Raw genomic sequence first — 13,893 nt, 5'->3', positions numbered from 1 at the left:
GAAAAGTCCGTATTCTGTGGGACTTTTCAGATGTTATGCGAGTGACTTAAATGCGCCTGGCTTTATTCGATCTGGACAATACCCTCCTTGGCGGCGACAGCGACCACGCCTGGGGTGACTACCTGTGCGCCCGTGGCATCCTCGACCCTGTGGAGTACCAGAACCGCAACGATGCCTTCTATCAGGACTACCTGGCCGGCAAGCTGGACCTGGCGGCCTACCTGAATTTCAGCCTGGAGATCCTGGCCACCACCGAAATGGCCCAGCTCGACCAATGGCACCGCGAGTTCATGCGTGACTGCGTCGAACCGATCATCCTGCCCAAGGCCCTGGCCCTGCTGAAAAAGCACCGCGATGCCGGCGACAAGCTGGTGATCATCACCGCCACCAACCGCTTCATCACCGGGCCGATTGCCAAGCGCCTGGAGGTGGAAACCCTGCTGGCCACCGAGTGCGAAATGGTCGACGGTCGCTATACCGGTCGCAGTACCGATATACCGTGTTTCCGTGAAGGCAAGGTGACGCGCCTGAACCGTTGGCTGGAAGAAAACGGCCTCAACCTGGAAGGCAGCTACTTCTATAGCGACTCGATGAATGACCTGCCGCTGCTGGAGCAGGTGGCCAATCCGGTTGCGGTCGACCCGGATCCGAACCTGCGCGCCGAAGCCGAGAAACGCGGCTGGCCGGTGATCAGCCTGCGCGGTTGATTCAAGGTGTATCGCGGGGCAAGCCCGCTCCTACAGTGTAGGAGCGGGCTTGCCCCGCGATGAGGCCCGTCAGACCGGCTTGGCGCCCATCAACCCGGCAATGGCGATAAAGCACACACCACTGAACACCGCCAGGGCCAGGGTGAATGTGGGATTACCCACCGTCGGTGCCGTGCGCAGGCGATTGACCCGCGCCGCCAGCCAGAACCAGCTGAACGCGCCAAAGGTGTAGATCACGCTGGAGGCCAGCACCCAGGTCTGGCCCAGTGGCCAGCCGATCAGGTGCACCAGCCACCAGCCGGTGAACGGCATGCTCACCAGGCTCAGCCCCATCAACAACCAGACGAACACCAGCGGCCGCTGCATCAGGCGGGTGTGCGCGCTGGCATCGCCCTTGCGCCGCGCCAGTGCCGTCCAGACCGCAAGGCCCAGGGCACTGCCGAGCAACAGCACGGTGGCCAGGATGTGCAGGGTTTTGAGCGTGGTCAGGTATTCCATGTCATTGCTTCCTTGGGGACTGAACTGAGCTTAGCCGCTCAGCCCAGGAACAAGCGGTACGCCGGGTTGTCAGTTTCGTCCCAGTAGGGATAGCCGATCTTGGCCAGGGCCGCCGGCACCAGGTGGCGCTCATCATCCGGAACCTGCAGGCCGGCGACCACGCGACCATCGGCCGCACCGTGGTTGCGGTAATGGAACATCGAGATGTTCCAACGTCCGCCCAGCTTGTTGAGGAAGTTGAACAGCGCGCCCGGACGCTCGGGAAACTCGAAGCGCAGCACCAGCTCGTCGCTGACCCGCGCCGCGTGACCGCCGACCATATGGCGGATGTGCAGTTTGGCCAGTTCGTTGTCGGTCAGGTCCAGTACCGGAAAACCCTTCTCGGTCAAACCCTGTACCAGGGCGCTGCGCGGGTCGGTGTCCGGGTGGGTCTGCACGCCAACGAAGATGTGCGCCTCGCCGTCAGCGTGGTAGCGGTAGTTGAACTCGGTGATCTGGCGCTTGCCAATGGCTTCGCAGAACGCCTTGAAGCTGCCCGGCTGCTCGGGAATGGTCACGGCGATGATCGCTTCGCGCCCTTCCCCCAGTTCGGCCCGCTCGGCGACATGGCGCAGGCGGTCGAAATTGACGTTGGCGCCGGAGTCGATCGCGACCAGGGTCTGGCCGCTGACACCCCTGAGCTCGACGTACTTCTTGATGCCCGCCACGCCCAAGGCGCCGGCAGGCTCGGTGATCGAGCGGGTATCGTCGTAGATATCCTTGATCGCCGCACAGATTTCGTCGGTGCTGACGGTCACCACCTCATCGACATAGGTCTTGCAGATGTCGAAGGTGTGCTGGCCGATCTGCGCCACCGCCACGCCGTCGGCAAACAGCCCGACCTGCGGCAGTACCACCCGCTCGCCCGCGGCCATGGCGGCCTGCAGGCAGTTGGAGTCATCCGGCTCGACGCCGATCACCTTGATTTCGGGGCGCAGGTATTTGACGTAGGCGGCAATCCCGGCGATCAGCCCGCCGCCACCGACCGGAACGAAGATCGCATCCAGCTGGCCCGGGTGCTGGCGCAGGATTTCCATGGCCACGGTGCCCTGCCCGGCAATGGTGTGCGGATCGTCGTAGGGGTGGATGTAGACGAAGCCCTTTTCCTCGACCAGCTTCAGCGAATAGGCCAGCGCCTCGGGGAAGGAGTCGCCGTGCAGCACCACCTTGCCGCCGCGCGAACGCACGCCTTCGACCTTGATCTCCGGGGTGGTCTTGGGCATCACGATGGTCGCCTTGATCCCCAGTTCCCGTGCCGCCAGGGCCACGCCCTGGGCATGGTTGCCGGCCGAGGCGGTGACTACGCCACGGGCCAGCTCTTCAGCCGTCAACTGCGCCAGCTTGTTGTAGGCGCCCCGGATCTTGAACGAGAAGACCGGCTGCAGGTCTTCGCGCTTGAGCAGGATGTTGTTGCCCAGGCGCTTGCTCAACTGGCCGGCGGTCTGCAGCGGGGTTTCGACCGCAACGTCGTAAACGCGCGAGGTGAGGATCTTCTTGACGTACTGTTCGAGCATCGGGAAAGCATCACTGGGCGGTTGGGCGGGCCTGGCAGTCTACCCCAGCGGCCTGTCGGGCGACCACAGCCAGACCCGGCTTTTAGCCGCTATACTACGCGCCTTCACGATACTCCTCCCGCTTCGGAGCCCGCATGACCCAGGACCAACTCAAACAGGCTGTCGCCCAGGCCGCTGTCGATTTCATTCTGCCCAAGCTCGACGACAAGAGCATCGTCGGCGTCGGCACCGGCTCGACTGCCAACTGCTTCATCGACGCCCTGGCCAAGCACAAGACCGCCTTCGACGGCGCGGTCGCCAGCTCCGAAGCTACCGCCGCGCGCCTGAAGGGCCACGGCATTCCGGTCTATGAGCTGAACACCGTCAGCGAGCTGGAGTTCTATGTCGATGGCGCCGACGAAAGCGACGAGCACCTGAACCTGATCAAGGGCGGTGGCGCCGCCCTGACCCGCGAGAAGATCGTCGCCGCCGTGGCCAAGACCTTCATCTGCATCGCCGACGCCAGCAAGCTGGTGCCGGTGCTGGGCGCCTTCCCGCTGCCGGTCGAAGTGATCCCCATGGCCCGCAGCCACGTGGCGCGCCAACTGGTCAAGCTGGGCGGCGATCCGGTCTATCGCGAAGGCGTGATCACCGACAACGGCAACATCATCCTCGATGTGCACAACCTGCAGATCACCAACCCGGTGGAGCTGGAAAGCCAGATCAACGCCATCGTCGGCGTGGTCACCAACGGCCTGTTCGCGGCGCGTCCAGCTGACTTGCTGTTGCTGGGCACCGCAGAAGGCGTGAAAACCCTCAAGGCTTGATGGTTAGCTTGTAGGAGCGGGCTTGCCCCGCGATTGCGATTAGCCTGGCACACCGCGATCGCGGGGCAAGCCCGCTCCTACTACGGTTGCTTGAACACGTAGAACAGGTTCGGCTCACTGACCAGGTAGATGGTCCCGGCATCGTCCATGGCGATGCCCTCGGCCTGGGGCACGCTCTTCTCCAGCCCCTGGAAGCCCTTGCGCAACGACAGTGTGCTCAAGGGCTTGCCCCTGGTATCGAGCTCCACAACCAGCTTCGACTCATCCGACAGCGCCAGCAAATGGCCGCTGCGCTCATCGAACTGCAAACTCGACAGGTCACGCACGAACAGGCGTGAATCGCGCTTGCGGTCCTGTACCACATGCACCGCGTAAGGTTGCTCCGGGTTGTCATGGGGAAAGCCATGCACCTCGTAGATCAACATCGGGTCGCGTTCCTTGGCAACGAACAGGCGCTTGCCCGCCGAGTCGAAGGCCAGCCCCTCGAAACCCTTGTTGCCGTTCAGGCCGATACCCAGGGTCAGCTGCTCGGCGTCCTTGGCATCGAGAAACAGCGTGTCGTCGGTGAGGCGCACACGAATCAGCCGCTGCTGGCGCTCGTCGGTGATCACATAGCTGCCGGGGCTAACGTACTCCACCGCCTCGGGATCGCCGAAACCGGTGAGGGGCACCCGACGCAGGATACGGCCGTCCAGGGACAGCTCGATCAGCTCCGAGCGCTCATTGGTAACAGTGAACAGGCTGTTGCGGTCGGGGTCGAAGGTCAGCGCAGAAAGGTCGTCATCAAGGCCTTCGATAGGCTTTGCCTCCAGCACCACACGATACCGGTCAAGGCCCATGCTCTGCTCGGACGGCTGCCACCAGGTCTTGAGGTTGAACCAGCCGCGCTCATACAAACGGTAGTGTTGCCCGGCCACGGCGAGCACGAGCAGGGCAATCAGGCTGACAGCCAGGACAATCAGGGGCAGGCGGACGTAGCGGCGCATTCAGGAGAGACTCGATAGATGACGGCCTGAATCAAACCACATTCAACTGAAGCCAAGCTTAATCCTGAAGTAGGAAATTTCTGAACACTGGCTCAGGGCTTCTTGAAACGATAGAACAGGTTCGGCTCACTGACGATGTACAGGGTGCCGTGCTCGTCCATGGCCACGCCCTCGGCACGCGGAATGCGCTTGTTCAGGCCGTTGAAGCCACCCAGCAAGGTCATGAAGCTGACCTGCTCGCCATTTTCGTCCAGCTCCAGCAGCAGATTGGAATCGGCCGACAGCACCAGCAGGTGACCGGTGCGCGGGTCTACCCCCAGGGCCGACAGGTTGCGCAGGTCCAGTTCGTCATTGGGCAACCGCTGCTTGTCGCCGGTCAGCGGGCTCTGGCCGTCGCTGCTCAGGCTGAACAAGGCCGGTGGACGCTCTTCACCCACCAGGATGCGCTGCTGCTTCGGATCCCAGGCCACGGCTTCGAACGCCTTGTTCTGGTTCTCCGATGGACCCAGGTCGTACTGCGGGAAATCGGTGATGTTAAGGGAGCGGGTATCGGCAGTGAGGGTCACGATGGTCAGCGTGTGATCGCGCTCGTCGACGATCGCCAGGCGCCCACCTTCCAGCACAGCCACGCCCTCAGGATTGCTCCAGCCAACCAGCGGCAGCTTGCGCAGTACATCGCCATCGAGGTTGAGCTCGACCAGGAAAGGATTCTTGCCCATGACTGCGAACAAGGTCTTGCTCACCGGGTTGTAGGACAGATCGGAAGCTTCATCGTCTTCCATGCCAGGGAGCACCTTGGCATCGATATCGACCTTGTAGTCGGGCAACCAGATGCTGGCCTGCTGCTCGATCTTGCTTTCAAAGCGCTCCTTCACCCACAGCACACCGCGGTCGTCCCAGTGCATCGCGACCGCCACGCCATAGCCGATGACGGCTGCGGTCGCTATCCAGGTGGACCACCGCAAGGCGAGACCACGCTTGCGCACAGGCGGTACGGAGGGGCTGGAAGGAACGGGAGTGGCCATGGATTTTTGCTCTTTTTTGCCAGTTAATAACACATTACCGGCGCGTTCGCAGAGCCAGGTCCGCAAGCATTATCCAGATTGTTTGTGAAAAAAATGGCAAAAGCCGCCCGGAGACTGACAGCCAGCATCGCTGGCTGTCAGGAGAGCGTTACAGGACTTTGCTTTCGAAGCGGCTGGCACCCGGCAGCTCCAGCACCAGCTCGTCGCCCGGATTGAGCGGGCCGACGCCGACCGGCGTGCCGGTCAGGATCACATCACCCGCCTGCAGGGTGAATTGCGATGCCATGTGCTGGATCATCGGCACGATCGGGTTGAGCATCAGCGCACTGTTGCCGTCCTGGCGCACTTCGCCGTTGATGGTCAGGCGAATGCCGATATCGGCCAGGTCTTCAAAGGTGCTGCCAGCGACGAACGGCGCCAGCACGCAAGCACCATCGAAGCACTTGGCGCGCTCCCACGGCAGGCCCTTGTCCTTGAGCTGGGCCTGCAGGTCACGCAGGGTCAGGTCCAGGGCCGGGGCGAAACCGGAAATGGCATCGAGCACTTCCTCCTCGCTCGGCTGCAAAGACAACGACTTGCCCAGCAGCACGGCGATTTCCGCCTCATAGTGCACGGCACCACGCTCGGTCGGGATCTTGAAACCACCGTCTACCGGCACCACACAACTGCCCGGCTTGATGAACAGCAGCGGCTCGGTCGGAATCGGGTTGTCCAGTTCCTTGGCGTGTTCGGCATAGTTGCGCCCAATGCACACCACCTTGCCCAGGGGAAAGTGAATACGCGTGCCGTCTACATACTGGTGCTGATAGCTCATTACCGACTCCTGGCGCTATTGGAAGCTGTTGTGCTCAAAACTCAGTCGACGGCGAAGATCTTGCCCGGGTTCATGATCCCGTTCGGGTCGAACACCGCCTTCACCGCTTTCATGTATTCGATTTCCGCAGGCGTTCGGCTGTAGGTGAGATAGTCACGCTTGGTCATGCCCACGCCATGTTCGGCGGAGATCGAGCCGTTGTACTTCTGCACCGTCTCGAACACCCATTTGTTCACCGTAGCGCACTTGGCAAAGAACTCGTCCTTGCTCAAGGCATCGGGCTTGAGGATGTTCAGGTGCAGGTTGCCATCACCAATGTGGCCATACCAGACGACCTCGAAATCCGGGTAGTTTTCTTCGACGATCGCATCGATATCCCGCAAAAAGTCCGGAACTTTCGACACAGTGACCGAAATGTCGTTTTTGTAGGGTGTCCAGTGCGAGATGGTCTCGGAGATGTACTCGCGCAGCTTCCACAGGTTCTGCAGTTGCTGTTCGCTCTGGCTCATCACCCCGTCCAGCACCCAGCCCTGCTCCACGCAGTGCTCGAACGTGGCCAGCGCTTGGTTGCTGACGTCTTCGCTGCTGGCTTCGAACTCCAGCAAGGCATAGAACGGGCAATCGGTCTCGAACGGCGCGGGCACATCGCCACGACCCAGCACCTTGGCCAGGGCCTTGTCGGACAGGAATTCGAAGGCGGTCAGGTCGAGCTTGTCGCGAAAGGCGTGTAATACCGGCATGATCGAGTCGAAATCCGGCGTGCCCAGTACCATTGCGGTCAGGTTGTTCGGCGCCCGATCCAGGCGCATGGTCGCCTCGACCACGAAGCCCAGGGTGCCCTCGGCACCGATGAACAGCTGGCGCAGGTCATAGCCGGTGGCGTTCTTGATCAGGTCCTTGTTCAGCTCCAGCAGATCACCCTTGCCGGTGACGACCTTGAGGCCGGCCACCCAGTTGCGGGTCATGCCGTAGCGAATGACCTTGATACCGCCGGCATTGGTGCCGATATTGCCGCCAATCTGGCTGGAGCCTGCGGAGGCGAAGTCCACCGGGTAATACAAACCCTTGTCGGCGGCGAAGTTCTGCAATTGCTCGGTGACAACACCCGGCTGGCAGACCACGCTGCGGTCGAATTCATTGAACGCCAGGATCTGGTTCATGTAGTCGAAGGCCACGACCACTTCACCGTTGGCTGCCACGGCTGCCGCCGAAAGCCCGGTTCGTCCGCCCGAGGGCACCAGGGCGACCTTGTGCCGATTGGCCCAGCGCACGATGGCCTGGACCTGTTCGATGCTCTTGGGAAACACAATGGCCTGCGGCGCCGGGGCGAAATGCTTGGTCCAGTCCTTGCCGTACGCCTCCAGGGACGCTGCATCGGTCAGCATCTTGCCGGGCTCAACCAGGGTCATCAGCTCATCAAGCAACGCAGAATTGGTCATCGACAGAACTCTCGAACTATTCATAGTCACCCTGAGCACTCTTCACGTGCCAGGGACGGGCGTTTCCGAGGGCGCCTATGCTAGCATACGCCCCCCGCTGATCGTGCTTCAGGCCGATGCTGCGAGAGCTTCACTTCCCTGCCATTTTTCTCCGGGACACAGGTTTACGCAGATGAGCAAGACTTCTCTCGATAAGAGCAAGATCAAGTTCCTTCTTCTCGAAGGCGTCCACCAATCCGCCGTGGACGTCCTCAAGGCCGCCGGGTACGCCAACATCGAGTACCTCACCGGTTCCCTGCCGGACGCCGAGCTGAAGGAAAAGATCGCTGATGCCCATTTCATCGGCATCCGCTCGCGCACCCAACTGACCGAAGAGGTTTTCGACTGCGCGAAGAAACTGGTCGCTGTCGGCTGTTTCTGCATCGGTACCAACCAGGTCGATCTGGACGCTGCCCGTGAACGCGGCATCGCCGTGTTCAACGCGCCTTACTCCAACACCCGCTCCGTCGCCGAGCTGGTACTGGCCGAAGCCATCCTGCTGCTGCGTGGCATCCCCGAGAAAAACGCCTCCTGCCACCGTGGCGGCTGGATCAAGAGCGCGGCCAACTCCTTCGAGATCCGTGGCAAGAAGCTGGGCATCGTCGGCTACGGCTCGATCGGTACCCAACTGTCGGTCCTGGCCGAAAGCCTGGGCATGCAGGTGTTCTTCTTCGACCCGCTCACCAAGCTGCCACTGGGCAACGCTACCCAGGTCACCAGCCTGAACGAACTGTTGGGCCTGGCCGACATCGTCTCGCTGCATGTGCCTGAGCTGCCGTCCACCCAATGGATGATCGGTGAGAAGGAAATCCGCGCGATGAAGAAGGGCGCGATCCTGATCAACGCCGCCCGCGGTACCGTGGTCGAGCTGGATCACCTGGCTGCGGCGATCAAGGACAAGCACCTGATCGGCGCTGCCATCGACGTGTTCCCGATCGAACCGCGCTCCAACGACGAGCAGTTCGAAAGCCCGCTGCGTGGTCTGGACAACGTGATCCTGACCCCGCACATCGGTGGTTCCACCGCCGAGGCCCAGGCCAACATCGGTCTGGAAGTGGCCGAGAAGCTGGTCAAGTACAGCGACAACGGTACTTCGGTATCTTCGGTCAACTTCCCTGAAGTGGCCCTGCCGGCGCACCCGGGCAAGCACCGTCTGCTGCACATCCACGAAAACATTCCGGGCGTACTCAGCGAGATCAACAAAGTCTTCGCCGAAAACGCGATCAACATCTCCGGTCAGTTCCTGCAGACCAACGAGAAAGTCGGTTACGTAGTCATCGACGTTGACGCCGAGTACTCGGACCTGGCGCAAGAAAAACTGCAACAGGTCAAGGGCACCATTCGTTCCCGCGTACTGTTCTAAGTTCTTCCAGCGACAAATCGCGGGGCAACCCCGCTCCTACCTGTGTAGGAGCGGGCTTGCCCCGCGATGCTTTGGGCCCTTACTTCACTGTAACGGTGATTTTCTTCGATTCGACGCTCGGCTTGAACGGCACATGGGATTGGTCACCCAGCACCAGTTGCAGGGTGTGCTTGCCCGGGGTCAGGGTCAGTTCGACTTCGGTCTGCGCCTTGCCAAAGTGCAGGACTTGCGGACCAGCCGGCAGCGGCGCCTTGTCGGCCGGCAATGCGCTGGTCGGCAGCACCTTATCGGCAGCGGGTTCCTGGTCGACATCCACCAGCAGGTGGTGGTGACCCGTGTGCGGGGTCACGTCACCCGCCGGTTTGAGCTCCATGCCCTCGATACCGAACTTGACGGTGAAGGTCTTGTCGACCGTCGCGCCATCGGCCGGGGAAACGATGAAGACCTTGGCGTCTTTCGGCGGTTCCTGGCTCTTCACGCCTTCGGTGGCAACGGCAAATACCGAAACACCCATCAGCAAGCCGGCAACGGCAGCACGCGAAACTAGGCTTCTCATTCACTTCTCCTGTGATTTACTTCTTCAAACTTCAATAACCTTGCCATTGAAACGAAAGGCAATGGTTTGTAACCATAGAACAATTGAATCAATACGTGTTCAGGATTACACCCGGAAATAATTTCTCCACGCAGCAAACCTCCTGCGCCCGTTGCGGTCCTAAGTTGCGCTCGACCGTGGCATCATCAAAAAGCCACGGCGATTTTCTTCACTGCCAATACATTCAAGGGGCGTAGATGCGTTTGACCATTGGGGTACTGCTTGCCGCCCTGCTCAGCCCATGGGCACAGGCCGAACTGATCGATGACATGAACGACCGGGGCGAACTGCGCATCGCCGTCGAAGCCAACATGTCGCCGTTCAACTTCAAGGAAAATGACAAGCTGACCGGTTTCGAAATCGAACTGGGGCAGATGCTGGCCAAGGAGCTGGATGTGCGTGCCGATTTTGTGGTCGTGCAGGACGGCGATCTGCTGGCGGGTGTCGAAAGCGGCAAGTACGACATTGCCCTGAACCACGTTGCGGTGACACCGGAACTCAAGGAACGCCTGGACTTCAGCGAGCCCTACGGCTACTCCGGTGCCCAGCTGATCGTGCGCAAGGAAGAAAAGCGCCCCCTGGGCACCTTCGATGCGCTCAAGGGCCACAGCCTGGGCGTGGCCCAGGGCAGCCAGTTCGCCGAACAGGCGCGGGTTGTCGAAGGGGTGGACCTGCACAGCTATCCGGATGCCACGCAGCCGATCAAGGATGTGGCCAACGAGCAGATCGATGCCGCCATCAGCGACCGTCTGCTGGTGCCCTATGCCATTCGCGACAGCCAGCAACCGGTGACCAAGGGCGCCACTGTCGGCCCGGTCCTGAGCCTGGCGATTCCGTTCCAGAAAGGTAACCCGGCGTTCCAAAGCGCAGTGGACAAGGCCCTGCAACGAATCAAGGCCGATGGCCGGCTGAGCGCGCTGTCGCAAAAGTGGTTCGGAATGGATGCCAGCAAGCCGCCGAAGCAGTAACGGCCTATCGCAGGCTTCGCCAGCTCCCACAGGTTCGGTATGCACCGGTCCTTGTGGGAGCTGGCGAAGCCTGCGATAGGGCCAGTCAAAGCTGCTTTAGCGCCTGCTCAGCCGCTTCAAGCTCCAGCTCACTGAACACCTGCACCCCTTCGCGACGCAGCAGTGCCGTGGTCACGCCCTCCCCCTGCACCTTGGTGCCGCTGAACGTGCCGTCATAGGTCAGGCGGTTGCCGCACGAAGGGCTGCCGGACTTGAGCACGGCGATGCGGATGCCATGGGCACGGACCAGCTCCAGCGCCAGCTGCGCGCCGGCCAGGAACTGCGTACTGACATCCTCGCCACTGACCGTCACCACCTGTGCATCGCCATCGAGTACCGCGCCACCCTGGCCGCCGGGAATTTCCGCCGGTGGCCGTGGCGTCGGCAGACCGCCTGCCACTTCCGGGCACAGGGGCACGATACGCCCTTCGGCCTGCCACTGTTGCAGTAAGTCGGGATGGCCGCTGGCACGCCCGTCATAGCGCACCGGCTGGCCCAGCAGGCAGGCGCTGACCAGGACCTTGTGTCGCTTAGAACGGCTCATTGCCACGACGGCGGAACCAGCCGGTGAGGGACAAACGCTCACGCCGAGCCGGCAATACTTCGTGGGGAATGTCGCCCGAGAGGAACACCACCAGGCAACCGCCGATGGGCGACACGTCATGTTCGACGTCACCCTTCAGGCTCATGCGCAGTTGCCCGCCGTCTTCGGCCTGCCAATCCTGGTTGAGGTAGAGCACTGTCGAGACCGTGCGCCGGTCATCGTCGCGGAATCGGTCGAGGTGCTTGCGATAGAACGCCCCTGCCGGATAGAGGGCGAAGTGGCACTCGAAGTCTTCAAGCCCCAGGTAGAGGCCGCGATTCAGTGCGACGCGCAGGCTGTCCATCAGGTCCAGGTACTGGTCACTGCTCTGGGCCTGCCCAGGTTCGAGCCACTGGATATGATCGCCGCGAATACCTTCGCGCACTTCCTGGGACGCACCCCGGCCCACGGCTGCCGGCGCCAGTTCGCCCTCGGCGGCGCGACGGCGGCATTCGGCCGCCAGTGCCAGGGTCAGAGGCTCCGGAAGGAAAAGGGTTTGCTGCGACCAGCCATGGGTGGCCAGGTCGTCGACAATGCGCAACAGCAGCGGGTCATCAGGAGATAGGTGCATGCCGCGCATAGTATCCATCTGCCACGAAATCCGACAGCGCCACTTGGCCGAGAGTGTGCATTGGCGTCTCGACAAAGCCCGGCCAGGCCAAGACAATAGCGCCCTGCCGACAGGAGTCCTGAATGCGCCGTTTGTTTTTACTGCTGATGATGTTCTGCACCTCGCCTGTCTGGGCAGACAGTCTCGACCAACTCTACAAGGTCGCCGGCTGGCCCGAACAGCGTGCCCACTTTTCCGATGCCCTTGATGCCGCCCAGCAGCGCTATCGTAGTAGCTTGCCGCCCGCCGTTTTCCAGGCGCTGGTCAATAACAGCAACCAGCGCTTCCAGGCCCAGGCCGTGGACAAGCGCGCGCAAGCGCAGCTACGTGCCAACCTGAACAACCCCAAACCCGCCCTGGCGTTCTTCCAGTCGCCACTGGGGCGCAAGATCGTCGCCGCCGAGTTGCTGGCTACCCGCCGCGACCAGTTGGCCAAGAATGCCAAAGGTCTACCCAGAATCGAGGCCAGCGACACCCGCCAGTTGATCATCGGCCACCTGGCCCAGGCCCTGCCCGCCCGCGAAGCCGGTGCCGAGGTCAGCCTGGCCATTGCCGGCGTGGCCGCCGACAGCCTCAGCCAGATGATTCCCGGCCTGCTCGGCGGTGGCCAGGCCCAGAGTCTGCTGGACGGACAACGCCAGCGCCTGATGGAACAGATCGGCAGCGAGCTGAACAACACCTTGCTGTACGTCTATCGCGACCTGTCCGACGCTGAGCTGGAAGAGTTCGCCACCTTCGCCGAGTCCGCCGAGGGCCAGGCCTACTACAAGGCGGCACTGGCCGCCATTCGCGCGGGCCTGGCTGTTGGCCAGAACACCTCGGACCTGAAGTGATCAGTCCAGGCGCTGGTCGATGAAATCGAAAAAGCGCTGACGGATAGCCGGCAACTCATTGGCCAGGTGATGGCGGGCCTCGGGAATCAACAGAATCTCGGGGTCGGCGAACTTCTCCCGCAGCACCTGCAAGTTGTGCGACCAGTCCACGGTCATGTCGGACTGCCCCTGGATGATCACTGGCCGCCGCCCACAGGCCGGCGCCGCCTCGATGCGCTTGACCCAGGCCACCAGCGCCCCGACCCAGGCCGTCGGCAAGCGTCGGGGTTGCAGCGGGTCAGCCTGCAGGAACGGCAAGAAGGTCGGGTCGTTGGTGTTCTCGCTGAAGCGCCGCTCTATCCCTTTGACGAATGGCCGCAGCAGGCGATAGCTGAATTTCGACCAGCGCCAGGAGCGCGGCCGCACCAGCGGCGCCAGCAGGATCACGTGGCCCTGGGCCGGGCTGTGCAGGCCGGCATTGAGCAAATGATCGATGACAATCGCTCCGCCCGTGCTCTGCCCACACAGGTGCCAGGGCTGCGGCAGCTCAAGCGTGCGCGCCTGCTCGAACAAGGCCTGCAGCACCTGTTGGTAGGTAGCGAAATCATCGATGCTGGCTCGCTCGCCGCTGGACAGGCCGTGGCCGGGCAGGTCGCAGGCGATGACCGCATAGTGCTGGTCCAGTGCCCAGTCGATGACATGGCGGTACAGGCCCATGTGATCGTAGAAACCATGCACCAGCACCAGCGTCGCGACCGGTTTGGGCGGCAGCCAGACCTGTCCGACCAGCTCGAAGCCTGCCGCCTCGAAGCGGCCCAGCCAGCGCAGCGGCTCGACCTTGCGCGCCGGCAGGTCCAGCCCGTAATAGCGCTGATAGGCCTGCGCTTGCGTCGACAACGGCTGGCAGGCGGCCAGCGCGGACAGGCTGGCGCGTAGCACCTCGGGCTGAAAGGACGCGGACATAGTAGATTTCCAGACACGAATGAGCGGGTTGTTGAGCGGTGATATTCAGCTGTCGCCAGCGCCATGGCAAGCTAGGCAAATTTACCTGGATAC

The 13,893-nt window shown here is 62.2% G+C and carries 15 protein-coding genes; 5 read left to right on the top strand and 10 right to left on the bottom strand.

Translation table 11 applies throughout. The annotated features are described in order from the left end of the window. Positions 1-50 precede the first annotated feature (50 nt). A complete protein-coding gene (locus tag ACIQUS_RS07085) occupies positions 51-707 on the top strand; it encodes an HAD family hydrolase (RefSeq protein ID WP_403044749.1) in 657 nt (218 codons plus the stop codon). A 69-nt stretch (positions 708-776) separates the two neighbouring features. Here the strand turns inward: ACIQUS_RS07085 and ACIQUS_RS07080 are convergent, their stop codons facing one another. After that, positions 777-1,205, bottom strand: coding sequence for a DUF2269 family protein (locus ACIQUS_RS07080; protein ID WP_403044746.1), 429 nt, complete (start codon positions 1,203-1,205; stop codon positions 777-779). Between the two features lie 38 nt (positions 1,206-1,243). Beyond that, a complete protein-coding gene (gene ilvA, locus ACIQUS_RS07075) occupies positions 1,244-2,758 on the bottom strand; it encodes a threonine ammonia-lyase, biosynthetic (protein ID WP_403044743.1) in 1,515 nt (504 codons plus the stop codon). Between the two features lie 134 nt (positions 2,759-2,892). Between ilvA and rpiA the strand changes: the two genes are divergently transcribed. After that, on the top strand, positions 2,893-3,564 hold the full coding sequence (gene rpiA, locus ACIQUS_RS07070) for a ribose-5-phosphate isomerase RpiA (protein WP_403044740.1): 672 nt from the start codon (positions 2,893-2,895) through the stop codon (positions 3,562-3,564). 80 nt (positions 3,565-3,644) lie between these two features. Here the strand turns inward: rpiA and ACIQUS_RS07065 are convergent, their stop codons facing one another. The 4 genes from ACIQUS_RS07065 to ACIQUS_RS07050 form a co-directional block, all read right to left on the bottom strand. After that, on the bottom strand, positions 3,645-4,550 hold the full coding sequence (locus ACIQUS_RS07065) for an SdiA-regulated domain-containing protein (protein WP_403044737.1): 906 nt from the start codon (positions 4,548-4,550) through the stop codon (positions 3,645-3,647). Between the two features lie 92 nt (positions 4,551-4,642). Then, positions 4,643-5,575: an SdiA-regulated domain-containing protein gene (locus ACIQUS_RS07060; protein ID WP_403044735.1), complete on the bottom strand. Its 933-nt coding sequence runs from the start codon at positions 5,573-5,575 to the stop codon at positions 4,643-4,645. A 148-nt stretch (positions 5,576-5,723) separates the two neighbouring features. Further along, positions 5,724-6,389 carry a fumarylacetoacetate hydrolase family protein gene (locus tag ACIQUS_RS07055; protein ID WP_403044732.1) on the bottom strand — a complete coding sequence of 222 codons (666 nt, stop codon included), beginning with the start codon at positions 6,387-6,389 and terminating at the stop codon, positions 5,724-5,726. 41 nt (positions 6,390-6,430) lie between these two features. Further along, entirely contained in the window at positions 6,431-7,828 is a 1,398-nt protein-coding gene (locus ACIQUS_RS07050) for an FAD-binding oxidoreductase (RefSeq protein WP_403044729.1), read from the bottom strand. A gap of 172 nt (positions 7,829-8,000) precedes the next feature. On the opposite strand from ACIQUS_RS07050, the gene serA reads away from it, so the two are divergent. Then, positions 8,001-9,230, top strand: a complete 1,230-nt coding sequence (gene serA / locus ACIQUS_RS07045) for a phosphoglycerate dehydrogenase (RefSeq protein WP_403044726.1) — start codon at positions 8,001-8,003, stop codon at positions 9,228-9,230. Between the two features lie 79 nt (positions 9,231-9,309). On the opposite strand, the gene ACIQUS_RS07040 is transcribed toward serA, so the two are convergent. Further along, positions 9,310-9,786: a DUF4399 domain-containing protein gene (locus ACIQUS_RS07040; protein ID WP_403044723.1), complete on the bottom strand. Its 477-nt coding sequence runs from the start codon at positions 9,784-9,786 to the stop codon at positions 9,310-9,312. A 236-nt stretch (positions 9,787-10,022) separates the two neighbouring features. On the opposite strand from ACIQUS_RS07040, the gene ACIQUS_RS07035 reads away from it, so the two are divergent. Next, positions 10,023-10,793: a transporter substrate-binding domain-containing protein gene (locus ACIQUS_RS07035; RefSeq protein ID WP_403044720.1), complete on the top strand. Its 771-nt coding sequence runs from the start codon at positions 10,023-10,025 to the stop codon at positions 10,791-10,793. 85 nt (positions 10,794-10,878) lie between these two features. On the opposite strand, the gene ACIQUS_RS07030 is transcribed toward ACIQUS_RS07035, so the two are convergent. Further along, a complete protein-coding gene (locus ACIQUS_RS07030) occupies positions 10,879-11,376 on the bottom strand; it encodes a DUF523 domain-containing protein (RefSeq protein ID WP_403044717.1) in 498 nt (165 codons plus the stop codon). Beyond that, positions 11,363-11,995 carry a 2OG-Fe(II) oxygenase gene (locus ACIQUS_RS07025; RefSeq protein ID WP_403045391.1) on the bottom strand — a complete coding sequence of 211 codons (633 nt, stop codon included), beginning with the start codon at positions 11,993-11,995 and terminating at the stop codon, positions 11,363-11,365. Before ACIQUS_RS07025 ends, ACIQUS_RS07030 begins: the two co-directional genes overlap by 14 nt. A gap of 113 nt (positions 11,996-12,108) precedes the next feature. Here ACIQUS_RS07025 and ACIQUS_RS07020 point away from each other — a divergent pair, with 113 nt between their 5' ends. Further along, the gene (locus ACIQUS_RS07020) at positions 12,109-12,858 is read left to right on the top strand and encodes a DUF2059 domain-containing protein (RefSeq protein ID WP_403044714.1); all 750 of its coding nucleotides are present in this window, start codon (positions 12,109-12,111) and stop codon (positions 12,856-12,858) included. On the opposite strand, the gene ACIQUS_RS07015 is transcribed toward ACIQUS_RS07020, so the two are convergent. Further along, positions 12,859-13,800 (bottom strand): alpha/beta hydrolase, encoded by a 942-nt coding sequence (locus tag ACIQUS_RS07015; protein ID WP_403044712.1) that lies wholly within the window; start codon positions 13,798-13,800, stop codon positions 12,859-12,861. Between the last annotated feature and the right edge of the window lie 93 nt (positions 13,801-13,893).

This window comes from Pseudomonas sp. NPDC090755 (assembly GCF_044769005.1).
GTDB lineage: Bacteria > Pseudomonadota > Gammaproteobacteria > Pseudomonadales > Pseudomonadaceae > Aquipseudomonas.
The sequence above is the reverse complement of the archived record's forward strand: the minus strand, read 5'-3'. Positions and strand labels throughout refer to the sequence as shown.